Annotated in this window: 22 protein-coding genes; 12 read left to right on the top strand and 10 right to left on the bottom strand. The window is 60.7% G+C overall.

The window, feature by feature from the left end; all coding sequences use genetic code 11:
- Positions 1-157: 157 nt before the first annotated feature.
- Positions 158-1,621 carry a BatD family protein gene (locus CLV45_RS15745; RefSeq protein WP_157807561.1) on the bottom strand — a complete coding sequence of 488 codons (1,464 nt, stop codon included), beginning with the start codon at positions 1,619-1,621 and terminating at the stop codon, positions 158-160.
- Positions 1,622-1,913: 292 nt separating this feature from the next.
- On the opposite strand from CLV45_RS15745, the gene CLV45_RS15740 reads away from it, so the two are divergent.
- From CLV45_RS15740 to CLV45_RS25385, 5 genes are all read left to right on the top strand, one after another.
- Positions 1,914-2,636, top strand: coding sequence for a ferritin-like domain-containing protein (locus tag CLV45_RS15740; RefSeq protein WP_100337414.1), 723 nt, complete (start codon positions 1,914-1,916; stop codon positions 2,634-2,636).
- Positions 2,637-2,661: 25 nt separating this feature from the next.
- The gene (locus CLV45_RS15735; protein WP_100337413.1) at positions 2,662-3,474 is read left to right on the top strand and encodes a ferritin-like domain-containing protein; all 813 of its coding nucleotides are present in this window, start codon (positions 2,662-2,664) and stop codon (positions 3,472-3,474) included.
- A gap of 212 nt (positions 3,475-3,686) precedes the next feature.
- Complete coding sequence (locus tag CLV45_RS15730) at positions 3,687-4,388, top strand: ferritin-like domain-containing protein (protein WP_100337412.1); 702 nt, start codon at positions 3,687-3,689, stop codon at positions 4,386-4,388.
- A 28-nt stretch (positions 4,389-4,416) separates the two neighbouring features.
- On the top strand, positions 4,417-5,298 hold the full coding sequence (locus CLV45_RS15725; protein ID WP_100337411.1) for a ferritin-like domain-containing protein: 882 nt from the start codon (positions 4,417-4,419) through the stop codon (positions 5,296-5,298).
- Between the two features lie 235 nt (positions 5,299-5,533).
- Positions 5,534-5,722, top strand: a complete 189-nt coding sequence (locus CLV45_RS25385) for a hypothetical protein (RefSeq protein WP_100337410.1) — start codon at positions 5,534-5,536, stop codon at positions 5,720-5,722.
- Positions 5,723-5,739: 17 nt separating this feature from the next.
- Here the strand turns inward: CLV45_RS25385 and queG are convergent, their stop codons facing one another.
- From queG to ruvB, 3 genes are all read right to left on the bottom strand, one after another.
- Positions 5,740-6,696: a tRNA epoxyqueuosine(34) reductase QueG gene (gene queG, locus CLV45_RS15715; protein ID WP_100337409.1), complete on the bottom strand. Its 957-nt coding sequence runs from the start codon at positions 6,694-6,696 to the stop codon at positions 5,740-5,742.
- Between the two features lie 138 nt (positions 6,697-6,834).
- Positions 6,835-7,233 (bottom strand): hypothetical protein, encoded by a 399-nt coding sequence (locus tag CLV45_RS15710; protein WP_100337408.1) that lies wholly within the window; start codon positions 7,231-7,233, stop codon positions 6,835-6,837.
- Positions 7,234-7,353: 120 nt separating this feature from the next.
- On the bottom strand, positions 7,354-8,412 hold the full coding sequence (ruvB, locus tag CLV45_RS15705; RefSeq protein ID WP_100337407.1) for a Holliday junction branch migration DNA helicase RuvB: 1,059 nt from the start codon (positions 8,410-8,412) through the stop codon (positions 7,354-7,356).
- A 194-nt stretch (positions 8,413-8,606) separates the two neighbouring features.
- On the opposite strand from ruvB, the gene CLV45_RS15700 reads away from it, so the two are divergent.
- The gene (locus tag CLV45_RS15700; protein ID WP_157807559.1) at positions 8,607-9,614 is read left to right on the top strand and encodes a hypothetical protein; all 1,008 of its coding nucleotides are present in this window, start codon (positions 8,607-8,609) and stop codon (positions 9,612-9,614) included.
- A 19-nt stretch (positions 9,615-9,633) separates the two neighbouring features.
- Here CLV45_RS15700 and CLV45_RS15695 read toward each other — a convergent pair whose 3' ends face one another.
- Positions 9,634-9,990: an HIRAN domain-containing protein gene (locus CLV45_RS15695; RefSeq protein ID WP_100337405.1), complete on the bottom strand. Its 357-nt coding sequence runs from the start codon at positions 9,988-9,990 to the stop codon at positions 9,634-9,636.
- Between the two features lie 424 nt (positions 9,991-10,414).
- On the opposite strand from CLV45_RS15695, the gene CLV45_RS15690 reads away from it, so the two are divergent.
- The 3 genes from CLV45_RS15690 to CLV45_RS15680 all read left to right on the top strand — a co-directional run bounded on the left by CLV45_RS15690 (position 10,415) and on the right by CLV45_RS15680 (position 12,568).
- Positions 10,415-10,810, top strand: coding sequence for a helix-turn-helix domain-containing protein (locus tag CLV45_RS15690; RefSeq protein WP_100337404.1), 396 nt, complete (start codon positions 10,415-10,417; stop codon positions 10,808-10,810).
- 18 nt (positions 10,811-10,828) lie between these two features.
- Positions 10,829-11,290 carry a DUF4268 domain-containing protein gene (locus CLV45_RS15685; protein ID WP_100337403.1) on the top strand — a complete coding sequence of 154 codons (462 nt, stop codon included), beginning with the start codon at positions 10,829-10,831 and terminating at the stop codon, positions 11,288-11,290.
- A gap of 237 nt (positions 11,291-11,527) precedes the next feature.
- A complete protein-coding gene (locus CLV45_RS15680; protein WP_100337402.1) occupies positions 11,528-12,568 on the top strand; it encodes a hypothetical protein in 1,041 nt (346 codons plus the stop codon).
- A 119-nt stretch (positions 12,569-12,687) separates the two neighbouring features.
- Here CLV45_RS15680 and CLV45_RS15675 read toward each other — a convergent pair whose 3' ends face one another.
- On the bottom strand, positions 12,688-13,122 hold the full coding sequence (locus tag CLV45_RS15675; RefSeq protein WP_100337401.1) for a hypothetical protein: 435 nt from the start codon (positions 13,120-13,122) through the stop codon (positions 12,688-12,690).
- A 204-nt stretch (positions 13,123-13,326) separates the two neighbouring features.
- On the opposite strand from CLV45_RS15675, the gene CLV45_RS15670 reads away from it, so the two are divergent.
- On the top strand, positions 13,327-13,758 hold the full coding sequence (locus tag CLV45_RS15670) for a hypothetical protein (RefSeq protein ID WP_100337400.1): 432 nt from the start codon (positions 13,327-13,329) through the stop codon (positions 13,756-13,758).
- A 41-nt stretch (positions 13,759-13,799) separates the two neighbouring features.
- Positions 13,800-14,159, top strand: coding sequence for a hypothetical protein (locus CLV45_RS15665; protein WP_100337399.1), 360 nt, complete (start codon positions 13,800-13,802; stop codon positions 14,157-14,159).
- A gap of 230 nt (positions 14,160-14,389) precedes the next feature.
- Here CLV45_RS15665 and CLV45_RS15660 read toward each other — a convergent pair whose 3' ends face one another.
- The 3 genes from CLV45_RS15660 to CLV45_RS15650 form a co-directional block, all read right to left on the bottom strand.
- On the bottom strand, positions 14,390-14,971 hold the full coding sequence (locus CLV45_RS15660) for a hypothetical protein (RefSeq protein ID WP_100337398.1): 582 nt from the start codon (positions 14,969-14,971) through the stop codon (positions 14,390-14,392).
- 150 nt (positions 14,972-15,121) lie between these two features.
- Complete coding sequence (locus CLV45_RS15655; protein ID WP_100337397.1) at positions 15,122-15,895, bottom strand: hypothetical protein; 774 nt, start codon at positions 15,893-15,895, stop codon at positions 15,122-15,124.
- A gap of 71 nt (positions 15,896-15,966) precedes the next feature.
- The gene (locus tag CLV45_RS15650) at positions 15,967-17,199 is read right to left on the bottom strand and encodes an acyl-CoA dehydrogenase family protein (protein ID WP_245882886.1); all 1,233 of its coding nucleotides are present in this window, start codon (positions 17,197-17,199) and stop codon (positions 15,967-15,969) included.
- Between the two features lie 233 nt (positions 17,200-17,432).
- On the opposite strand from CLV45_RS15650, the gene CLV45_RS15645 reads away from it, so the two are divergent.
- Positions 17,433-19,172 (top strand): APC family permease, encoded by a 1,740-nt coding sequence (locus tag CLV45_RS15645; protein WP_100337396.1) that lies wholly within the window; start codon positions 17,433-17,435, stop codon positions 19,170-19,172.
- A 612-nt stretch (positions 19,173-19,784) separates the two neighbouring features.
- On the opposite strand, the gene CLV45_RS15640 is transcribed toward CLV45_RS15645, so the two are convergent.
- Positions 19,785-22,283, bottom strand: a complete 2,499-nt coding sequence (locus CLV45_RS15640) for a TonB-dependent receptor (RefSeq protein ID WP_245882885.1) — start codon at positions 22,281-22,283, stop codon at positions 19,785-19,787.
- Between the last annotated feature and the right edge of the window lie 44 nt (positions 22,284-22,327).

The raw sequence follows: 22,327 nt of genomic DNA, 5'->3' as shown, positions 1-22,327 counted from the left end.
AAAGGAACTGCTAAAACTTGAGTTCGGGAACCTGCTCCTGAGGAGCGGACAAAAATTGTCCGTGCGGTAAAGACGCGCATTTGCGGCGGAACCGGTGCCGGCGTTGGCGGAATTGCCCAATACTGGGTGCTCTACCGGAAGACGCAACCAGGCGTCTCTACATGCTCCGCCGCCCGCTCCGCCACCAGCCCACCACGGCCAGCACGCCCAGCACCAGCAGGATGTAGTTGGCGTAGCGCCGCACCTCGCTGTAAGCATCCCGCGCCTGCAGCGTGTTGTCGGCCGACTCCAGCACGTCCTGGTAGAACGGGTCGTCGGGGCGGGCACTGAATGTACCCACCGTCTTCTCGGCCCCTTTCAGCTCGGGCTTTACCTCGGCCCGCAGCGTGTCGTAGCGCCCGGTGCTGGGGTTGAACACGACCATACTAAATAGGCTGTCGAGGGCCAGCGGGCCGGGGCGGCGGGCAATGAGGCGGTAAGTGAAGCGTTTGGCGCCGCCCACCCGGCCGCCCTGTCGGGTCACGCCCAGCTCGGTATCGGGGCCATACACTTCCACGCCGGCCGGCAGCGGGGGCAGCACCGGAGCCGCCAGCGCGGCCAAGTTGCCCTCCCCTTCCACCGTAAACGAGTAGGTAAAAGCCTTGCCCGTGCGGAACGTGGTGCGGTCAATGGCCTCGCGCAGGCGGTAGTCGCCCACGGGCACCTGGTCGCGCAGGGGGTGGGGCGGCAGGGGCTTCACGGTAATGGTGCGGGCCGCTGTCCGGTAGATTTTAAAGCCTTCCATGCGGTTGTCGAGGCCGGCTTCGGGCTTCTTGGCCACCCGGTACTTGACCATCTGCAGCGGAATCTCCGGAAACGTGAGCGGCTGGGTGTTCAGCGGGTAGTATTCGGCTTCGTAGAGGCGGTAGCGCAGGTAGGTTTTGCCCCCGGCCACCACGGTTTCGGGCACGATTTCCTGCTCGTTGAAGGGCTCTTCCCAGGCCGTGCGCTGCCGCAGCAACCGCAGAATCTCGGGCAGCTGCCCGCCAAAGTTGTAGAAGCTCAGCAGGCCCTGGTCGGCGGGCGTGAGGTAGAAGTACAGCCCCACGTGCACACCCTCCCCCACAAAAACCGTGGCTTTGTCGGGTACCAGGGCCATAAAGGCGTTGTCGTGGGGCTCCACGTATTCCTGGGGCTTGGGCTTGCCAAAGAGCTTGTCGAGCAAGCCCAGGCCCTGCACGGCCCCGCCGGCCGGCGGCGGGGGCACCGCCGCCTGCTGGGCCAGCACCTGCAGCTTGCCGCCCGCCGACTGCACCACCTGCCCGTTGATGGTCATCGAGAAGGGCTTGAGCTCAAACTCGCCCTCGTTGTAGGCCGCGTAGCGCTGGGTGATGGTCAGCTCAGTGGAGGTTTGCCCGCCCACGATGCGCGTGGTCGTGGTGCTCGATTTGCTGCTTTTCTTGAACCCTTCGATGTCGGGAAACGGGGAGTAGCGCTCCAGCGGCGCCCCACGCAGCCGGAAGCTGATGGTGAAGTAGTCATTGACCGGAAAGCTGGTGCGGCCCAGCACGATGTCGGCCTGCCCGGCTTTAGACTGCGCGCGCACTGCCCCGTCCACCCCAGGCAGGAGTAGGAGCAGCAAAAAAAATACGCGCAGTGAGGCCGCCATTCGAGAGCTGAAAAAAGGAGGGCGCAAAGCTACATAAAAACGTCTCTACCAGGCCCAATGCGGGTAAACAGCCCGTTACGGAGTGTCTATATAGCCTCTTTCCGATACATAAAAAGCTCGACAATTGCAATCCGTTTTTGAGGCAGGGCCGTAAATGGTTTCAAATCTCAACAGCATCTGGGTTTTATCCTGCAAAAAACGACTGTAAAAGTCGTCCTGGCAGCGCTTTGCCCACACTTTCCTTTCACCCTTACAATTTCCTCCCATGTCGAAAATCATCACTTCCGGTGGAGACGAGGCCGATTTCACCAAGCCTCTCTACGTTCCGATTAAAAGACGCTCCTTCTTCATGTACGCCGGCGCCACGGCCGGTGCTACGGCCCTGCTGCTTTCCGGCTGCGACGACGATGACGACGTTGTAAGCACTCCGGGTACCGTCAATCTGGGTGCCGGCGACGTGGGAGTACTCAACTTCGCCTACGCCCTGGAGCAGCTCGAAGCCGCTTTCTACGACCGGGTGAAAACCAGCCCCGCCAGTGACTTTACGTCCGCGGAGAAAGACTATTTCACGCAGGTAGCTGCCCACGAAGCCATTCACCGCGACTTTTTCAAGGCCGCCATCAACCGCGACGCCCCGGGTAAGATCATTGCCAATTTGACTCCCAACTTCGATTCCATCGACTTCACCAAGCGGGCTACCGTGCTGGCCGCCGCCCGAACCTTCGAAGACCTCGGTGTGCAGGCCTACAACGGCGCGGGTAAATACCTCAAGACGCCCGCCTACCTGGTTATTGCCGGGCAGATTGTATCGGTAGAAGCCCGCCACGCGGCCTACGTGCGCGACTTGATTTCGAACGGAAGCTTCGCCGACGACTCTATCGTGGACCCGCTTACGGGCTTGGATAAAGCCCTGGAGCCCGTCGACGTCATTGCCGCGGCCCAAGGCTTCATCAAAGAAAAGCTCGACGCTTCCAACGTTGGCAAGTAATTCCTCCCTCTAACGACTCCTTATCATGAATATATTTCGCATCATTGAGCAACTGTCGGAGGTAGATTCTGACGTGCTGGGCCGCTTCGATTCCCGTCGGGCCGTTTTCAAAACCCTGGGCGACACCGCCAAGAAGGGTGCTCTGGCCGCCGCCCCGGTTTTCGTGGCCTCCTTGTTCCAGAAAGCCTACGGCCAGACCACGGCGCCTTCGGTCATCGACGTGCTCAACTACGCCCTGACGCTGGAGCTGCTGGAAGAAGACTTCTACACCAAGATGATTGCCGCCGGGCAAGTGCCCACCGGAGCTCCCGCTGCCGCCATTGCCCTGATCAAAAAGCACGAATCGGCCCACGTAACGCTGCTGACCAACACGGTTAAGGCGCTGAACGGTACGCCCGTAACGGGTAAGAAATTCGACCCGGCCAAGTTCCCCGCCGACTACACCACGCAGCTGGCGTTTGCCCAGGCTCTGGAAGATACCGGCGTGCGGGCCTACAAAGGTCAGGCCGGCAACCTGATGGGCAAAACGGCTGGCTCGACCAACCTGCTCCAGGTAGCCCTGCAGATTCACTCCGTGGAAGCCCGCCACGCTGCCCACATCCGGACCATGCGGGCCCAAGCGCCCTGGATTCCGGCGGCCGACTCCAACCTGCCGGCTCCGCTGGGCCCCGTGTACACGGGCGCCATTCCGGAAAGCAACGTGACGCAGTCGGGGGTAAACCTGACTTCGCAGCTGGGCGCTACGTACTCTGCCAACGACGCCGCGGCTTCGTTTGACGAAATCCTGACGATGGCCGAGGTGCTGGATGCTTCCCGCGCCGGGGGCCTGGTAGTATAGCCCCGCGCAGCCTCCCAACTGGGGCCGCTACACGAAAGAGCGGCCGACTTCTTCCCGGAGTCGGCCGCTCTTTTGCTTTTCCGGAGTATACGCAACCTTTCCCTTGGCTCGTTACTCCTCTCATTGGCGCATCCCGGTTTATCGGAGTACCTTTGTAAGGGCTGCTTGCGCTCTGAGGGCAGCCAATTCTTTCTGCCGCGTATTTTTAGCTAATGTCTGAGTCTGCTTCTTCTTCCCTTCTGGCCCGTAGCATGCGGCGCCGCTCCTTTTTTCGGGTAGCCGGGGCTACCGTGGCCGCCTCCACCCTGGTGCTGGCCGGCTGCGTCAAAGACCCCGTTGAGCCCACCGATACGCAGGTCACTACCCTGAATTTGGGCGAAGGTGACACGGGTCTGCTCAACTACCTGCTGCTGCTGGAACAACTGGAAGCGGCCTTCTACCAGAAGGTCGTAACTACGCCGCCCACCGACTTGCAAGCCGGGGAACTGGCCGCGCTAACCGATCTGCGCGACCATGAGGTGGTGCACCGCGAGTTTTTCCGCCAGCTTTTGGGCAGCAACGCCCAGCCGACTATCGAGTTCAACTTCTCGACTATCAACTTTTCCTCCCGGGCTAGCGTGCTGGCCGCGGCTCGCACGTTCGAAGACCTCGGGGTAGCGGCGTATAACGGTGCGGCCAAGCTCTTCACATCGCGGGAGATCCTGGCCCTGGTCAGCAAAATTGCTTCCGTAGAAGCCCGCCACGCGGCTTTTATCCGCGACCTGATTCAGCCCACCGATCCGTTTGGGGGGGTAGTAGAGGGCAGTGGCGCCTACAGCGGCCTGGGCACCGTCCTGACGCCCCCGCAGGTAATTGCCGCCGCCACCAGCTTTTTCCCTTATACCATCGTCGTTTCCGGGTTGCCAACGGCCTAACTAGCGGCGCTCCTGCTTCCTTTTTACAATGAATATTCTTCAACTGCTCGCCGATCTTGACGCCGTCGACCCCGAGGCCTACCAGCGTCTTAGTGGCCGCCGCGGCGCCCTAACGGGCCTGGGCCAAGCGGGCCGCCGCGCCGTGGCCGCCGCTGTTCCCCTGGCCTTTGGCACCATGCTCACCAAGGCCTACGGCCGCCGCCCCAACACGGTGCTGGACGTCTTCACGCTGGCCCTGACCCTGGAATACCTGGAAAGTGAGTTTTACAAGCAGGCCCTGGCGTCGACCTTGGCTTTCCCCGGCAATTCCAAGGCCGTGTTCCAGCAGATTTATAAGCACGAGCAGGACCACGTGGCCTTCCTGGAGCAAACCCTGCGCCTGTCCGGGGCAGTTCTTCCCGACAAGCCCCGGTTCGACTTCACGGGCAGCAAGAACGGCACCCAGGCGGCGCTGTTCCCCACCGTGTTCCAAGACTTTGGGACCTTCCTCAAAGTAGCCCAGCTGCTAGAAGACACCGGGGTGCGGGCCTATAAAGGCCAGGTGGGCACGCTCATTACCGACAACGACCTGCTCGAAGCCGCCGTGCGCATTCATGCCGTAGAGGCCCGGCACGCAGCCCACATCCGCGGCCTGCGCCGCGCCCTGGGTGCCAACGTGCGCGACTGGGTAAGCCCCGCTGATGAGGTAATCACCACCAAGGGCGTTACCGACGCCGTGTACGCCGGTGAAGAGCTAACCCGGCAGCAGCTGCCCGTCGTGGACCAGAAGATTCCCTTCTTCCCCACCGAAACCACCCAGATTGTTACTTCTACGCCGGCCAAAGCGCAGATCAGCTTGGGAGAGGCTTTTGATGAGCCCATGAGCGACGTAACGGCCAGTGCTATTGCCGCACTCTTCATCTACGGCTAGCCGAACAAAGCTCTTAGTGGAGTACTTATTCAGAACGGCTTCGGCCGTTCTTTTTTTGTATTAACAAAGGGTTAAAAAGGACAGCTGAGCTTGCACTATCAAAACTTATTCTTGTATCTTTCCATAAACATCATCCGTATCAGCCTCCCAGCCGCAGCTTTTTTCGTGGCTCTCGTATAACTCTCCTGCCCGCTCCCCTACAACCTACCCAACCTACCCAAAACAACCTTGACCGATGCTGGAATACGTAAAAACCATCCTGCTAAAAGTCAGCTTCGACAAAATCCTATTTGAGAAAGAGCTGCGCAAAGGTTTCCGCATGCTCGTCCCGACGGAATTAGCCGAGTTGAAAGCCTGGTGCTATCAACAGTTTGCTAAAATCTACCGAGGCATTCTAAACCGAGTTTTTGCTTCGGCCGTCTAGCTACCCCTCTTATTCTTTCACCCCATCAGCGCATCCGGTTCGTTTGTCACGAACCGGATGTTTCGTGTCAGGCCCGCGTAGCCGGTCCGCTTCACGGCCGACTGCCGGAACAGCTCCGTGAACAGCTCGTGGGTAATTTCCCGCCAGTCGTTGGCCTTCAGATGGGGCAGCTGGGCATGGGGCCGAAACTGCGGCTCCTGGTGGGGCTTGGCAAACCGGTTCCACGGGCACACGTCCTGGCAGATGTCGCAGCCGAAGACCCAGTTGCCGAACTTGCCCGCTACTTCCTGCGGAATCTGGTCCTTGAGCTCGATGGTGAAGTAGCTAATGCACTTGCTGCCGTCCACTACGTAGGGGTTGGTTATGGCGTCGGTGGGGCAGGCGTCTACGCACTTGGTGCAGGTGCCGCAGTAGTCCTTGATGGGCCCGTCGTAGTCCAGCTCCACGTCCACGATGAGCTCGGCAATGAAGTAGAAGCTGCCCACGCCGGGCGTAATCAGGTTGGAGTTTTTGCCCACCCAGCCCAGGCCGCTCTTCTTGGCCCACACCTTGTCCATCACCGGCGCCGAATCGACGAAGACCCGGCCGCCCACCTCCCCTATTTCCGTCTGCATGTCGGCCAGCAGCTCCTTCAGCTTGTCCTTGATGACGAAGTGGTAGTCGCGGCCGTAGGCGTACTTGCTGATCTTGAGTGTCTCCTCATCGGCGGCCTGCTGGTCTTCGGGCGCCGGGTAATAGTTCAGCAGCAGGGAAATGACCGACTTGGCCCCATCCACGAGCAGGCGCGGGTCGAGGCGCTTGTCGAAGTGGTTGGCCATGTAGCTCATCTTGCCGTTCATGTTCTGGTTGAGCCAGCTTTCCAGCCGCGGCGCTTCCTCTTCCAGAAAGTCAGCCTTGGAAATACCACAGTACATAAAGCCCAGCTCCGCCGCGCGGCGCTTGATAAAAGCAGTGTACTGGGCAGTGGGCAGCATGAAATTAGGAGTTGATTGTCGGCAGCTGATTGTTGCTTTATAAAACCGGTCTATTGACAATACAGCTGGCACAACGGTTCACTACTAGCAAAGGTCGGGCATTATTGCCCAGCCCCGGAGACTTTTCTTCCAGGCAGCTCACTCACCGGCCTGCTCCCAACGCTGCGAATAAGCTTGAACGTGATGCGGAAATTCTTCCTCATAAGCGGGGTATGGCACCCCTATTAGGCAGATTTCGAACTCGTCTGAGTCCATACCGCTCACTGTGCAGGCCAGCCCTTTTATTTCAACTCCACCCTCAGCAATAACCATCAGACCCGGAATACCCTGGGTCGAAATACACCTTTCTTCCGGTATGTCATCGAATACCACGCCTTTCCCGAGGCAGTAGCTCTTGAAAAACGCATAGCCCGATTTGATGGCTACAAAGTCAATCTTCCCAAAGACCACGCCCATCGGCGCATCGGCTTTCTCCAGAAGCGTTGTCCCCAGTGTATTGCCTTCCAGGAGCACCGTATACAGCTTATTGCTATTCATGTAAGGGCAGTAGAAATGGACAGTACTAGGAGGCAAGGTTGCTATAAACGACAAAACTTTCGCACACTGCCTAAATAAGACACTGTGCGAAAGTTTACTGGCTGGTTAGCCTGCCGATGCCTACTCCTCCGACGGAGCCCCGAACAAGTCCCCGGGCGAGTTGCCGCGCAGGTGCTGGGGCATGAGCTTGCCCAGGTGCTTGTAGGCCGCTTCAGTAGCCTCACGGCCCCGGGAGGTGCGCTTGATGTAGCCTTCCTGAATCAGGAACGGCTCGTACACTTCCTCGATGGTTTCGGCTTCCTCACCGCAGGCCGTGGCAATGGTGCTGATACCGACCGGGCCACCCTTGAACTTGTCGATGATGGTGTTCAGGATGCGCTTGTCCATGTCGTCGAGGCCGCGGGCATCCACGTCGAGGGCGTTGAGGGCAAACTGCGCAATATCGACGGTGATGGTGCCGGTGCCTTTGATCTGGGCAAAGTCGCGGGTGCGGCGCAGCAGGTTGTTGGCAATCCGGGGCGTACCGCGCGAGCGGCGGGCAATTTCGAAGGCCGCATCCTCGTGAATGGGCGTCGCCAGGATTTCGGCCGAGCGCATCACGATGTCGGTGAGCAGCTTGGCGTCGTAGTACTCCAGGCGGGAGCTGATGCCGAAGCGGGCCCGCAGCGGCGAGGTGAGCATACCCGAGCGGGTAGTAGCCCCGATGAGCGTGAAGGGCGAGAGCGAAATCTGCACCGAGCGGGCATTCGGGCCCGAGTCGAGCAGAATGTCGATGCGGTAGTCTTCCATGGCCGAGTACAGGTACTCTTCCACCACCGGATTCAGCCGGTGAATCTCGTCGATGAACAGCACGTCGTGCGGGTCCAGGTTGGTGAGCAGGCCCGCCAGGTCGCTGGGCTTGTCGAGCACCGGGCCCGAGGTCATCTTGATGCCCGCCCCCAGCTCGTTGGCAATGATGTGGGAAAGCGTGGTCTTGCCCAGGCCGGGAGGCCCGTGCAGCAGCACGTGGTCCAGGGCCTCGCCGCGCTGCTTGGCCGCGCCCACGAAGATCTGCAGGTTGTCGACTACTTTGGCCTGGCCCGTGAAGTCGGCGAAGCTCAGGGGCCGCAGGGCCTTGTCAATCTCTTTTTCGCCGGAGTCCATGTGGTCAGTGCCACCGGTCATGAATGGTTCGCGCATAGCGGGGCTATATTCAGGTATTGCGTTGAATAAAGGTAACGCTTTCGACGCCCAAAATGCTCCCGGTTTTTAGTAAAATTTAGCAATTACCGCGCTTTATCTACTAGCCTAATTAGCAAAGCAAGAGTTTCGAAGGTTTAGGTGCCTGGAAATAAGGCTTTCTTCCCTTCTTTGCGGCCTTATTGGCCGTGCTCATGAATTTCTCCCTCTCCGATACCTGGATTACCCACCTGCCCGCCGACATCTACGAGCAGCTGGCCCACTGCCTGTCCCTGCACGGCATGGTGTGCGCCGAGCTCTTCAGCCGGCCCGACTCGGCCCTGGTGCAGCAGCTCATGCTGCTCACGCCCGTGACGGCCGCCACGGTGGCCGCCCTCAACGGGGTGCAGAGCCAGGAGCAGCTCATTGCGGCCCTGCGCCAGGAGCCCGGCCACGTCTACGACCTGCTCCTGCTGGGCCGCCTGAGCCTGGATACTTCCCTGGCCGAGCCCGTGCTGCGCTTCGTGCGCCAGCAGATGTACGTCTCGGAAGAGCAGCTGGTGGCCATCAAAGTGTACTGCGTAGAGCTGAGCGAGGCCTTCCTGGCCTCGGTAGAGCAGCACCTGGCCGAAACCGACCGGGCCGTGGCCGGCCGCCTGGGCCAGCACCGCCTCCAGATTGAGGAAGCATTTTATACCCACAGCCAGTCGGTGAGCGAGGAGGCCGAGCCCCTGCCCTCGGTGGCCAACGTGCGCTTCAACGACCCCCAGCTCCAGATGGTGCGCCTGGCCGTGCTGCTGGTCCACAGCCTGCCCACCGACTCCGAAGTAGCGTTTGTGCAGGCCGTAGCCCAGATTCCGGCCCTGCAGCCCCACAACCTGGAGGCCCTGACCGAGCGCCTGGGCGCCTTGCAGGCCGGGGAGCAAATCACCCTGAGCATGCCCGAGCTGGTACAGATTTACCAAGCCATGCAGGTCTGCGGGCTGGTATTCGTCTCGGATGTGATGGTACAGCTGGGCCTGGAAGACTTCATGTCGGGCCCGCCGGAGGCCCTGGAGCCCACCGCCGAAGCCGACGCCCCGGCCCGCGGCCCCATGAGCAGCCGGCAGGCCGTGGGCGAAATGGTCAGCGGCTTCACCGAGTGGGTGCAGACCAACTTCGCCGACGACCCCGAAGTAGTGCAGGCCCGGGAGGAAATAGCCGCCCTGACCGACCTGATTTAAGCCTTCAGAACCTCAGAACCTACGCCAGCGTACCGGCCGGCAGCAGCACTTCAATTTCAATGTGCAGCCAGTCGTCTTCCCAGGCCTTGTGCACGAGGCGGGCCCCGAGGGTATAGCCCGCGTCGAGCAGGCGGGCCACGGTTTCGTTGCGCACTTCGGGCAGGTAGCCCAGCCAAATGCCGCCCTCGGCCGCCGTGGTCAGTACTTTTACGGCCCAGTCGTCGTACTTGCTGTCGGCCTCCCGAACCAGCTCCAGGGCCTGGCCCACGTAGAGCTGGGGCTCGTGCTGCTTGAGTTTCTCACGATGGGTAGTGCCGGCCACCAGGCATTCGAGCAGAATCAGGTCGGCGGCGGAAGATGCGGAAGCGGTAGTCATGGGCCCAAGTTACGAGACTCGCCCCATGTTTTCAGCACTTGGGCCCAATCGGTAAGCCCCCGCCGCCCCCCGCCGCCATTTCCCCGGCCCTGCCACCCCACTTTGGATACAGAGACGCCCGCTTTGTATGCACAGAAAGCGCACTTCTATTGACAGATTTTGCACTTCTATGCACCGAGACCGTACTTCTATGCATCGACAATAAGCTTCGGTGCATCGATAACGAGCTTCTATGCATCGATAACGAGCTTCGATGCACCGAGACCGTACTTCTATGCATCGACAACGAGTTTCTATGCACCGATAAGAAGTTCCGATGCATCGTAGCTACCTTTCAATGCAAGTCAGGAAAGTTTCTATACCTTCCTGCGGGGTCCTGCCCGAAGGACCTAAACCTTATCGTATTCATTTCGCCCGTAGCCGCATGCCAGAAGCCGCCCCCGCCCCCGAAGAAAGCTCGTTTGTCGAACGCTTTGCCCAGCGGGTGGCCCGGCGCGACCAGCCCCCGCCCCGCCCCGATTACGGTCCCGGCCAAGCGGGGGTCGAAGCCTGCCTGGCCGCCGCCCTGCCGGCCCGCTTCCACTACCTCCACCCCCGGCGGGCCCGCACCTTCGCCCAGGTCTGCTACGCCCTGATGGAGGCGCCCCGCCTGAACCTCAAGGCCCTGGCGGACGCTACCGGCAAATCCCGGCTGGCGCTCTACAAGGCCCTGCCCGAGCTCGAAGCCACGGGCCTGGTAGCCAGCGAGCGGGTCGGCGGCCGGCACGACTACTTCCTGACCCGCCCCGGCGAAGACTGGCTCCTGGCCGTTACCAGCTAACTTTTCCTTCTCTCCCGCATGTATAGCAAAACGGAAGCGGCCCAGCTGCGCCAGGCTTTCTGGACCACGTTTGGGCAGTATATGGCCCCCGTGCCCTCGGCCGAAGGCCTGCCCACCAACTGGATTAACTACAAAACCGGCCTCAAGCACGTGTACTTCCGCATGCGGGCCGACGTGCGCCAGGCCAGCATCAGCATCGACCTTACCCACCCCGACGCCGGTATCCGGGAGCTGTTCTTCGCGCAGTTTCAGGAGCTCAAAACCATGCTGGAGGAAAGCCTGGGCGAGTCCTGGACCTGGGAAGCTGATTTCGTGGACGAAAACGGGCAATCCGTGAGCCGCATCTACCGGGAGCTGCGCCCCGTGAATATGTTCAACCGCGACGACTGGCCCCAGCTGATTTCCTTCTTCAAGCCCCGCATCATCGCCCTCGACGAGTTCTGGAGCGGCGCCCAATACGCCTTCGACGACCTAAGGTGAGCCAGCCTACCTGAGAAGGAAGCCACCAGCCCGCCCTGTCGAACGCAGTGTGATATCTCACGTGCAATAACATATGTTGTCATGCTTGATCTGGCGTCCGCTTGTCGTTTATCAACTATCAACAACATCAGCACGCAACTAGCCCCCGGTCGTCGACAGGACGGATTAGTATGCCAATCCACTTGCTGTCCAATTAGCCTAACATAGGTATATTGCTTACTTACTTTATTCCCGGATATGTCGACTATCTTTTCCGACGAAGGCTTGCCTACGAATGCCGCCTTTCTGGCCGAAGCCGTGCCCATCGGCCTGAGCCTGGCCCACGTCACGACCTCCCTGCTCGTGCTCAATGCCCACGACCCGCTGCCCCGCGTCCTGGCCACCGACTTTGGCTTTACCCAGAAAGAGCAGGAACGCTGCCGGGCCATCCGCGAAATTCCCGAGCTGCTGCAGGAGCTGCGCGCCGACCTGCCGGCCATGCACCGCTACGTGGCCGTGGCCCGGCTGGCGCTGGAAAGCCCGCCCATCTGGGCTACGCTGTCCTCTTCTTTTCAAGCCGAGGATACCCCGGAAGAGCGGCGCGCCGCCCTGGAGGTGAAGTACCGCAACAGCTGCCAATGCATGGAGGCCGCCCTGCACCTGATCCGGCGCGTAACGGCCGAAGCCGATACGCTGCGCGAAGAGCTGCACCTGCAACAGCTGGCCCTGCAGAGCTTATTTGCCCGCCTGGGCCATACCATCCGCGCCGGCATCGCGCCCTACGACACCCCCGACGCCTCCGAAGGAACGCCCTTCGGACTGGTTTCGCCCGAGCAGGCCCAGCTCCTGCTGCTCGCCGTCAGCCTGATTGACCACCTCCCGCTCATTTCCGACCACGCCTTCATTCATGGCCTGTCTTTGCTAAGCTTCGTGCAGGCCAGTATCCGCCTGCCCTTGTACAAACGCCTGATTGAGCTGCCACCCGCTACGGAACTCCACCTCTCCGAAGTCGAGGCCCTGACGCTATACCAGGCCGCCCAGGTTACCCAGCTGGCCCTGCTCGTCGAGCTGACTCCCGAAGGCACCTGGGCCGACTGGGTAGCATCCCAGATTCTGACGCCCGACCCGCCCCAGCCCTACATGTCTACCTACGACCAGGAGCAGCTCGACCGGGTTAATACCACCGGCCCCGCCGAGCTGCAGGCGTATTGTGAGCGGGTGCGGAAGTACTTCGGGCCCGACCACCCCGATTTAGCCCGCGCCGACGCCGAAATCCGCGCCCTTACCGAGCAGCTCTAATCCGCATTTCTTTGTCCAGCCCGCACTATGGACCTGGACGGGCTCAGCAGCGCGGGCCCCAACCAAAAAGGCTGCCCCCAACCGGGAGCAGCCTTTTTTGGCTCTCTACACCATGTACTTTAGGACTGGTTGCCGCTCTTGCTGCCCTGGCTCTGGCTTTCGCCGCCCTCACTCTGGGGGCCTTTGCTGGTATGGGAGGTTTGGGCGCTGGGCGTGCGCAGCTGGGGTTCCCGGCTCTGGCCCGCGCCGGGCGTGCCGCCCTGGTCAGCGTTGGGGCTGCTGTTGTTTACTTCGTCGAGGCTGTGGTAGCGGCCGCCGTTGTTGGCGCCGCTGCCGGCAATGGTTTTGGCAATGCCGTCGGTGGAGCCGGTTTCGGCCTGGCTGTCGGGCATAAACTTCCCGTCGCCGGTGCGGCTGCGGGCGTGGTGGGGCAGGTTGGGGTCGGGGCCCTCCTGGCCCATTTCGATACCCTCTTTGCGGTACTGCTCCTTGTCGTGCTCCCGGCGCTCCTGCCGCCGCGACTCGGCGTTGCTGTGCTCGTTATTAGTATCCATAGCGTTGAGGTTAGTGGTGGAAATCAACTGTTTATACGCTCCGGCGCGGTGCCTCGCCACTGAATGACCAAATTTTGCAAGCCTGTAGTCGGGCTTGGGGCTTATATAGCGTCAGCCCGGTATTTGGCTTGATTTCTGCGCCAGCCCAACCGTAGAACGGCAGGTGCGGCGCGGTTTATCTTTCCATCCTAACCCCATTGTTCCATGTACAAGATTACCTGCTTGCTGGGCCTGCTGCTGACGTCCAGCCTGGCCTTCGCCCAAAACCAACCAGCCGTTCCGGCCACCGCGCGCTATCTGATGCTGGTGCGCGGTATCGACACGTACGAGTCGGTAAATGGTCACATTTCCCTGACCGTTATTCAGCCCGATGGCACCATCCGAACCGAGGAGCTGCAAAAGTTCGAGGCCAATACCGTGGGCAAGAAAGCGGCCAACGCCAGCATTTCCCGCTTCGCCCCCGACTCGACCAGTAGCTATACCCGCCGGCAGCGCTACGCCCAGAACACGGTGTATCAGGCCGAAGTAAAGAAGCTCAATGAGCTCAGCGCCCAGGGCTGGCAGCTGGTGAGCACCACCCAGGAAGGGCCCACGGTGCGCTACCTGTTTCGCCAGGGTTTGGTAGCCGGTCAGTAACTGTCCTCTTCAATACCTCCCACCAGTTTATTCCTACTACTATGAAAAGAATTCTTGTTGCCCCCATCCTGCTGGCCGTTGCCCTGGGCAGCTGGGCCTTTTATCCGAAAACCGCCGCGGCCCCGGAGTACATGGAGCTGTCGATGTCCAGCGACGGAGGCAAGCCCACGTTGGTCATGATTTCGCCCACGGGAGAAGTCACCGAGCAAAAACTGACCACCAAAGCCAAGGGCGACTACCGGTACCGGGCCCTGCTGCTGGTCAAGCTCAATGAGCTGCGCGCTCAGGGCTGGACGGTGGCCCAGATGCAGCAAACCAAAACCAGCACCCCCGATTTGCAGCATCCCCTGCTCGGCCCCGACGTGGTAAGCACGGCTACCTACCTGCTGGAGCGGCGCTGAACGGTCGTGCCACCCTCAAGACACGCAAGCCGCTCCGGAATCCGGGGCGGCTTTGCTGTTACCGCTCAAGCCGGGGGAGGTTTTATTTTGTTGGTCTTCTCACCAACTCGTTTGACCTAATCTGAACCACTGCGTCAAAACGGTTGGCGCCTGGTCAACTCGCCCCAAACAGGCATTGGGGTGGCCATTAATGAAATGATTTACGTGCTGAAGTAGGCTGGTTTTACTTACTACCGGGCCAGCTTTCGGTACTTCTGCTGCCGGGCGGTGTCGCCTAATTTTCCGGCTCGCTCAGCAATGCCCGCCGCAATATCCTTGCGGGACGACTCAATGCCGTAAGCCAGAAACAAAATGTTCAGCCCGAATTCCTTAAATCCAGTAGCCTTTGCAGCCTCACCCTGTACAGCGTAGGTTTCGCCGTATGCAAAGGCCTTGCAGCCCATATTATACAGGTCGTCGGCGGTTATGCGCTTGGTTTCGGCGGCCCGGCCAGTACCGCTAAGGCTATCCAGGCGAAAGGCGGTTTGCAAATCATTCCACCCTTCTTCCGTTCTGTTGAGAGCAATTTTGCAGATACCCAGTTCCCGGTAAGCGGCCACTGAAGCTGTGTCAATTCGGTTGCTGGCTTCAAACCACTGCACCGCGTTTTTATAGTCATCGAGCAGGTAGTAGCTATGGCCCATTGCCGCCCGGACCATGCCATGCGTCGAGTCGAGGGCCAGGGTCTGTTCGTACTTCGCAATTGCCCGCCGCTCCAAGGCGGCGGCTTTGGCAGCATCGGTTTCGTTGATGGCGTCCAGAGAAAACGCCACGCCTTCGTTGAATACGTCAAAGGCCGTTGGTTGGGAAGCAGGCTTGCTGCATGAAAAAATAGCGGCGCTACAGAAGACTAAATAGATTGATTTTGTCCGCATCAGGGAAAGGATATCAGCACTACAAACCGAGGCATTTAAGGACAGTGTTTAGCTAATCCACCGCTCCAGCTTTTGGACAAGAACCCAACGCCTATTCTCACGGTGTAGCACCAGTGTGGCTCCGGACCCTTCCAACATTCCCAACCACAAACAATTATTGATGTCAAGAATAACCGTTTGCAGGTCGCGGGAGAATACAGGCAGGCTAAGATAGGATACCCTGGTAAACGAGGTGGTATCTATATCATACTTAGCGGCGAGTAACTTGAAGGCACTTCTTTGTCTGCCACTTTTACGATTTTGCAGGCGCTGCCTGATTGCCCACAAAGTGTCCATTGAAAGAATGCGGTAGGCAGTCAACATCTCCGGGCGGAGCCGAAAGCTGGTAGAAGTGAGCAGTTGGTGGTTCATGAACACCGTATCGTCGGCCGAAAGCAGCTTGCTCCCAACCAACTTGCGCAAAAGGCCATCAGCCAGGGTTGGACCTTTACAGGTTAAGTAACCGAGCCCGTACTGCGTATCAGATAATCCCGGCCAGCATGGCATGGGGTCCGTATCAAACAAGGTCGTTTCAATCCAGAAGCTGGTTAGGGTATCCGGCAGATGCATGTCGTTCTTACGCTGAGCCAGCAGGCTGCGCACCAGGCGGTGGATAGTGGTATCGGGTACCGCCGGCCGGGGCGCCGACCACTCCCGCGGGAAGTGCCGCCGGTTCGCCAGTGGGATTTCCGTGTTGCTCCACCAACTCGCAGTAGGCTCGCCCAAATAAGAACAGCCAGTGAGCAGTAGAAAGCAGAGAAAACCCAGGCCGCAGAACTTCATTTAGACTCAGAAAAGAAAAAGGGCACCTTACGAGTGTAAGATGCCCTTTTTCCGGCAGTAGCCGAAATTCTCTACTTAAACGCCTGAATCCCGGTAATGTCGGCGCCGGTGATGAGCAGGTGAATGTCGTGGGTGCCTTCGTAGGTGATGACCGACTCCAGGTTCATCATGTGGCGCATGATGGGATACTCGCCCGTAATGCCCATGCCACCGTGAATCTGGCGGGCTTCGCGGGCTACCTGCAGGGCCATGTCCACGGAGTTGCGCTTGGCCATGCTGATCTGGGCGCTGGTGGCTTTGCCCTCATTCTTGAGCATGCCCAGGCGCCACACCATCAGCTGGGCCTTGGTGATTTCGGTAATCATTTCGGCCAGCTTCTTCTGCTGGAGCTGGAAGGCGGCAATCGGCTTGCCGAACTGCTCGCGCTCCAGGGAATACTTCAGGGCCGACTCGTAGCAGTCGATGGCCACGCCGATGGCGCCCCAGGCAATGCCGTAGCGGGCCGAGTCGAGGCAGCCGAGCGGGCCGCGCAGACCTTCCACGTTGGGCAGCAGGTTTTCCTTGGGCACCTTCACGTTGTCGAACACCAGCTCGCCGGTGCAGGAGGCGCGCAGGCTCCACTTGTTGTGAATTTCGGGGGTGGTAAAGCCTTCCATGCCGCGCTCCACAATCAGGCCCTTGATGCGGCCCTGCTCGTTTTTGGCCCACACCACGGCTACTTGCGCCTCGGGCGAGTTACTGATCCAGAGCTTGGCGCCGTTGAGCAGGTAGTAGTCGCCCATATCCTTGATATTGGTGACCATACCGCCGGGGTTGGAGCCGTGGTCGGGCTCGGTGAGGCCGAAGCAGCCCAGCCACTCGCCCGAGGCCAGCTTGGGCAGGTACTTCTTGCGCTGCTCCTCCGAGCCGTAGGCGTAAATCGGGTACATCACCAACGAGCCCTGCACCGAGGCCGTGGAGCGCATGCCGGAGTCGCCGCGCTCAATTTCCTGCATGATCAGGCCGTAGCTGATGTAGTCGAGGCCGCCGCCGCCGTACTCGGTCGGGATGGTGGGCCCGAAAGCGCCCACGTCGCCGAACTTCTTGACGATTTCGGAGGGAAAATGATTGTCCTGGGCCCACTTCTCGATGCTGGGGCTGATTTCCTTCTTGACAAAGTCGCGGATGCTCTGGCGAATGAGCTTGTGCTCCTCGGTCAGCAGGCCGTCGATGTCGTAGTAATCGGTGAAGCCGGCGGCGTTCAACGAGCCGCTGCGGTGCTCGGCTTTAGCCTTGGGCGAGAGGACGTCGGATTGGGATGACATAACTGGGGGTTGGGTGGGAATCAGCCTCAAAGATAGAAGTTTCAGAATGCAGAACAGGCCTTGGGCGGGCTTGGTTCGGGCGGGCCGCGGTGGCGGGGAAGTTTGTGTTATCCTGTAATCTTGCGGCCGGCCCGCCCTACTGAATCTGGAATATTGAGTTTTTATATTCAAAACTGCCGATTCTCCCGTAGAGGGCACATTCCCCTCCGCCCTATCCTTCCACCCTTCTGCATATGAGTCACGAAAAGAAACTAAACGAGCTCGAAGCCACGGCCATCTGCGGCAACGACATTTCCTCCTCGTGCCTGTACGTCTCGGCCCTGGCCATAGCCTACGCCGGCCAATACGCCTGGATTGCCCTGCTCATTGTGGGCGCGGTGCTGTATCTGTTCCGCACGATTTACGGCGAAGTCGTCGGCGCTTTGCCCCTCAACGGCGGGGCCTACAACGTGCTGCTCAACACGACCAGTAAGCGCAATGCCGCCTTGGCCGCCTGCCTGACCATTCTGTCCTACATGGCCACGGCCGTTATTTCGGCTTCGGAGGCCATGCACTACCTGCATACGCTCTGGCACGGGCTGCCCATCATCGGGGCCACGCTGGGGCTGCTGGGCCTGTTTCTGGTGCTCACCATTCTGGGTATTTCCGAGTCGGCGAAGGTGGCGGTGGCTATTTTCCTGGTCCACCTGGTGTCGCTGCTGCTGCTGGTGGGCTGCACCGTCTGGTACTTGTTTACCCACGGCTTCGACAACCTGCACCTGAACTTTTCGCTGCCCGTGAAGGGCGGCAGCGTGCTGACGGCGCTGTTTTACGGCTTCAGCGCGGCCATGCTGGGCATTTCGGGCTTCGAAAGCTCGGCCAACTTCGTGGAGGAGCAGGCCCGGGGCGTGTTTCCCAAAACCCTGCGCAACATGTGGGTGGTGGTCAGCTTTTTCAACCCCGTCATTGCCTTCCTGGTGGTGGCGGCCATGCCCCTGAGCGAAGTCGGGCAGCACACCGAGACGCTGCTCTCGTACCTGGGTACTACCACCGGCGGCCGGTGGCTGGGCATGCTCATTTCGGTGGATGCGGTGGCCGTGCTCAGCGGGGCCGTGCTAACCTCGTTCGTGGGCGTGAGCGGGCTGATGCAGCGCATGACCCTGGACCGGATTCTGCCCCAGTTTTTTCTCAAGGCCAACAAAGCCGGCAGCAACTACCTCATCCTGATTACCTTTTTCCTGCTCTGCGTATCGGTGCTGCTCATTACCAACGGGGAGCTGGGGCCCCTGTCGGGGGTGTATACCATTTCGTTTTTGTCGGTCATGGCCTTTTTCGCGCTGGGCAACTTCCTGCTCAAGAGCAAGCGGCCCAAGCTCCCCCGGCCGGTGTACGCGGGTATTCTCACGGTGGTGCTGGCCCTGGTGGGCATCCTGGTGGCTTTGTACGGCAACATCAAGATTCACCCCGACTACCTGATTGTGTTCCTGCAGTACTTCCTGCCCACCATGGCCCTGGTCTACATCATGCTCAACCGCACGGCCATTCTGAACCTGCTGCTGGCGGCGGTGGAGTCGGCGGCCAAGCACTCCCCGCGGTTTTCGCGCCTGGGCCGGCTGTTTGTGAAGCGGCAGCTAAAGGAGCTCCACAAGCAGGAATTCGTGTTTTTCACCAAGGGCGACAATGTCTCGAACCTCAACAAGGTGATGGCCTACGTGGTGGAGAATGAGTTTACCAACCGCCTCAAAATCGTGACCCTGCTCAAGCCGGGCGAGCAGTACCCGCAGGAGCTGCTCACCGACATCGGGGTGCTGGACCGCGCCTACGAGCAGATTGAGGTGGATTTCGTCACCATCGACGGCAAGTTCGGCCCCGAGCTGATTGACCGGCTCTCCACGGAGTGGAATATTCCCAAGAACTTCATGTTCATCGGCTCCCCCGGCAACCAGTTTCCCTACCACATTTCCGAGCTGGGCGGCGTGCGGCTCATTATTTAATGTGGGGAATGTGGTTTGAATGGGCTGATGTGCTAATGCAGAAAGGCCGTGGTACGCGCGTACCACGGCCTTTCTGCTCCCCAGATGGGCGCAGTACGCACGTGTTGGGGCCAAACTGATGGCTCGGAGGCCATAGTACGCGCGTACTGCGCCCTTCCAAACAGCTCGGAGGCCGTAGTACGCGCGTACTGCGCCCTTCCAAGGAGCTTGGAGGCCTCGGTACGCGCGTGTTACGCCCTTCCCGGCAGCTCGGAGGCCTTGGGACGTACGTGCAATGCCCTCCAAGGTACCGTGAAGGCCTTGGGACGTACGTGCAATGCCCTTCCGGACAGCTCGGAGGCCTTGGGACGTACGTCCCGAGGCCTCCCGGACGGCTTGGAGCCCGTGGGACGTACGTCCCACGGGCAAAATGGCAACGGGAAGGCCGGCGCACGGGCGTGCCAGGCTACGGGAGGCGGTAGTGCATGCAAAAGCCCTTTCCCGTTGTTAACAGGAAAGGGCTTTCTGGTAAAAGGATGGGCTGTGCTGCGCAGAGGACGGATGGCTTCGGCGGCGCCTCGCAAGGACACGCCTTTTGCCTTAGCACATCAGCACAGTCCCCACGGTAGCATATTAAAACTTCACGCCGACCGAGGCCAGGAAGTTGCGGGTGGCCTGGGGGAAGTAGAAGTTGAAAATCTGCTGGCGGCCGTCGGCGCCGGGGTAGCCGTAGGTGTAGCCGTTGGCCACGTACTCGCGGTTCAGCACGTTATTCACCAGCAGGCCCAGCTCGATTTCCTTCACGAACACCGGCCGGATGCTGTAGCGCACCCGGAAGTCGAGCACCTGATAGGGCGCAATGCGCTTGGCGGCGCTGGCCGTGTTGTCGAGAAACTGCTCACTGACGGTTTTGTAGAGCAAAGCCAGGCGCAGGCCTTTCACGGGTTGCCCCTCCAGCGTGTGGGCCGAAACGACACTGGGCGAATACGAAATGGTAGTCGTGCGGGCCTCGGTGGCCTGGACGGGCTCATAATCGGCGTTGTAGATTACCTCCCGGAAGCCCAGAATCCGGTTGCGGCTCAGCGTCAGCGTGGAGCTCAGGCTGAGTTTGTCGTTCAGGCCGGCAAAGCCGGTCAGCTCCACGCCCGTGCGGTAGCTGCGGTCCACGTTGGTGCGCAGGGCATTGCCCACCGAGTCGAGGCGGCCGGTGGCTACCAGCTGGTTGCGGTACTGCATGTAGAAGTAGTTGGCCTCCAGGTGCAGGGCCGTGTTGGGACCCAACAAGTCCGTATTCGGGCGGTTGAGGCGGTAGCCGCCCTCAAAGTCGTTGAGCCGCTCGGCCCGGGCCTTGGGCTGCCCGGCGGGCCGGTCGGTGAAGTCGGAGCGCACCGGCTCCCGCTGCCCGCGGGCAAAGCTGGCGTAGAGCTGCTGGCCCTCGGCCACGGTGAAGGTCGCGCCGGCCTTGGGGTTAACGAACAGGTACTTTTCCCGGGTCGTCACGTCGCGGTTTTGCCCCTCCACCCCGTCGATGTCGTACCGGATGCGCCGCACCTGCAAGTCGCCGTACAAGCTCAGCTGGGGCAGCACCAGGTAGGTGGCGCGGGCGTAGGCGTTGTAGTCGGTTTTGAGGGCGTCGTTGAAGTAGTAGCGGTGGCGAATGTTGCCCGTGGAGGCGTATTGGGCCCAGATTACCTCGCCGTAGTGGTCGTTGGTAAACTGGTTCCAGGCCCCGCCCAGGGTGGCTTGCAGCTTGTCGTTGGCGCGGGGCTGGTAGTTGAGGGCAAAGGTGCCGCCGTAGAAGTAGTTGTCGAGCCACTTGCGGTCCACCAGGTTGGTGCGCTTAATGGTTTCGGAGCCGATAACCACGTTGGGCAGGTTGTAGTCCACCAGCTTGCGGTTGGCCCTATAGCTTTCGTAGTAGCCAAAGCCGCGGGTCAGGTGCAGGGCCGCGCCGATGTTCCAGTCCGGGCCCAGCCCCTGCGCCAGGTGGAGCTGGTAGTGGTTCTGCTGGTAGTTGTCGGTCTGGTTATCGTAGGTGTAGTAGCTGTAGCGCCGGCCTTCCTGCAGGCCCCGGGCGGCGTCGGCCTCGCTCAGCTCCCCGTTGTCGATGAACTGCTGGAGCAGCTGCCGGTTGCCGGTAATAAGGGGCTCGGGCACGCCGTTCCAGGCCTGGTAGGTTTTCTCGCGGCCCGAGAAGGTAATGAACTTGACCAGCGTATTCTTGGCCTGGAAGCCCGCCGAGAGGTAGTACGACTTCAGATCCGACGCCGCCCGGTTCATGTAGCCGTCGGTGGCGATGCGCGAGAGGCGGCCATCCACGGTAAAGTGCCGGCCCAGCAGACCAGTGCCAAACTGCACGGTATTTTTCCAGGTGTTGAAGGAACCCGCGCTGTTCTGGGTTTCGCCGTAGGCCTCGGTCCGGTTTTCCAGGGTCGAGACGTTGATGCTGGCCCCGAAAGCGGCCCCGCCGTTCTGGCTGGTACCCACCCCGCGCTGCACCTGCAGGCTGCTGATGGACGAAGCCAGGTCGGGCAAATTCACCAGGAACGAGCCGTGCGACTCCGCATCGTTCAGCGGCACCCCGTTGATGGTCATGTTGATGCCCGTGTTGCTGGTGCCCCGGATGCGGATATCGGTGTAGCCCACGCCCGCCCCGGCGTCGGAGTTGACGACCACCGAGGGCGTCTGGTCGAGCAGGTAGGGAATGTCCTGGCCGAAATTGCGCCGGGCCAGCTCCTCTTTGCTCACGTTGGTGTAGGCTGTGGCGGTCCGGTCGTTGGCCCGCGAGGCCGTGACCAGGGCCTCCCCGGTCAGGATGCCGCCCGAGCGCAGCCCGAGCGTGAGGCGCTGCTCAGCGGCCTGGCCCTGCAGGGGCTGGCGCAAGGCGTCGTAGCCCAGAAAGGTGATGCGCAGCTCGTGGGCGCCGGCCGGTACGGCGGGCACCGCAAATGCCCCCGTAGCATCCGTAGCCCCCACGACGGCGCCATCGAGCAGAACTGTGGCGCCGGGCAGGGCGGTGCCGGTGCGGGCATCCGTCACGGTGCCGGCCACGGGGCCCTGGGCCCAGGCAGCCTGGGGCGTCAGGAAGGGCAACGCCAGGGCGGCGCTTCCCAAAACCAATAAATTTTTCAAGGAGTGAAAAAAGAAAAAGTGGAACGGGCCCGGCGCCAGGGGTC

This window comes from Hymenobacter chitinivorans DSM 11115 (assembly GCF_002797555.1).
In the GTDB taxonomy this organism is placed as follows: Bacteria; Bacteroidota; Bacteroidia; order Cytophagales; family Hymenobacteraceae; genus Hymenobacter; species Hymenobacter chitinivorans.
Note: the sequence above shows the minus strand (reverse complement) of the source record. Positions and strands in the feature narration are given on the sequence as shown.

What these genes read in the sequence shown, in the direction of transcription:
- CLV45_RS15645 (WP_100337396.1), top strand. Translation starts at nt 17,433, where the DNA reads ATGAGTCACGAAAAGAAACTAAACGAGCTCGAAGCCACGGCCATCTGC.
- CLV45_RS25385 (WP_100337410.1), top strand. Translation starts at nt 5,534, where the DNA reads ATGCTGGAATACGTAAAAACCATCCTGCTAAAAGTCAGCTTCGACAAA.
- CLV45_RS15690 (WP_100337404.1), top strand. Translation starts at nt 10,415, where the DNA reads ATGCCAGAAGCCGCCCCCGCCCCCGAAGAAAGCTCGTTTGTCGAACGC.
- CLV45_RS15650 (WP_245882886.1), bottom strand. Translation starts at nt 17,199, where the DNA reads ATGTCATCCCAATCCGACGTCCTCTCGCCCAAGGCTAAAGCCGAGCAC.
- CLV45_RS15675 (WP_100337401.1), bottom strand. Translation starts at nt 13,122, where the DNA reads ATGGATACTAATAACGAGCACAGCAACGCCGAGTCGCGGCGGCAGGAG.
- CLV45_RS15730 (WP_100337412.1), top strand. Translation starts at nt 3,687, where the DNA reads ATGTCTGAGTCTGCTTCTTCTTCCCTTCTGGCCCGTAGCATGCGGCGC.
- CLV45_RS15700 (WP_157807559.1), top strand. Translation starts at nt 8,607, where the DNA reads ATGAATTTCTCCCTCTCCGATACCTGGATTACCCACCTGCCCGCCGAC.
- CLV45_RS15725 (WP_100337411.1), top strand. Translation starts at nt 4,417, where the DNA reads ATGAATATTCTTCAACTGCTCGCCGATCTTGACGCCGTCGACCCCGAG.
- CLV45_RS15740 (WP_100337414.1), top strand. Translation starts at nt 1,914, where the DNA reads ATGTCGAAAATCATCACTTCCGGTGGAGACGAGGCCGATTTCACCAAG.
- CLV45_RS15735 (WP_100337413.1), top strand. Translation starts at nt 2,662, where the DNA reads ATGAATATATTTCGCATCATTGAGCAACTGTCGGAGGTAGATTCTGAC.
- CLV45_RS15680 (WP_100337402.1), top strand. Translation starts at nt 11,528, where the DNA reads ATGTCGACTATCTTTTCCGACGAAGGCTTGCCTACGAATGCCGCCTTT.
- CLV45_RS15655 (WP_100337397.1), bottom strand. Translation starts at nt 15,895, where the DNA reads ATGAAGTTCTGCGGCCTGGGTTTTCTCTGCTTTCTACTGCTCACTGGC.
- ruvB (WP_100337407.1), bottom strand. Translation starts at nt 8,412, where the DNA reads ATGCGCGAACCATTCATGACCGGTGGCACTGACCACATGGACTCCGGC.
- CLV45_RS15695 (WP_100337405.1), bottom strand. Translation starts at nt 9,990, where the DNA reads ATGACTACCGCTTCCGCATCTTCCGCCGCCGACCTGATTCTGCTCGAA.
- CLV45_RS15685 (WP_100337403.1), top strand. Translation starts at nt 10,829, where the DNA reads ATGTATAGCAAAACGGAAGCGGCCCAGCTGCGCCAGGCTTTCTGGACC.
- CLV45_RS15665 (WP_100337399.1), top strand. Translation starts at nt 13,800, where the DNA reads ATGAAAAGAATTCTTGTTGCCCCCATCCTGCTGGCCGTTGCCCTGGGC.
- queG (WP_100337409.1), bottom strand. Translation starts at nt 6,696, where the DNA reads ATGCTGCCCACTGCCCAGTACACTGCTTTTATCAAGCGCCGCGCGGCG.
- CLV45_RS15670 (WP_100337400.1), top strand. Translation starts at nt 13,327, where the DNA reads ATGTACAAGATTACCTGCTTGCTGGGCCTGCTGCTGACGTCCAGCCTG.
- CLV45_RS15710 (WP_100337408.1), bottom strand. Translation starts at nt 7,233, where the DNA reads ATGAATAGCAATAAGCTGTATACGGTGCTCCTGGAAGGCAATACACTG.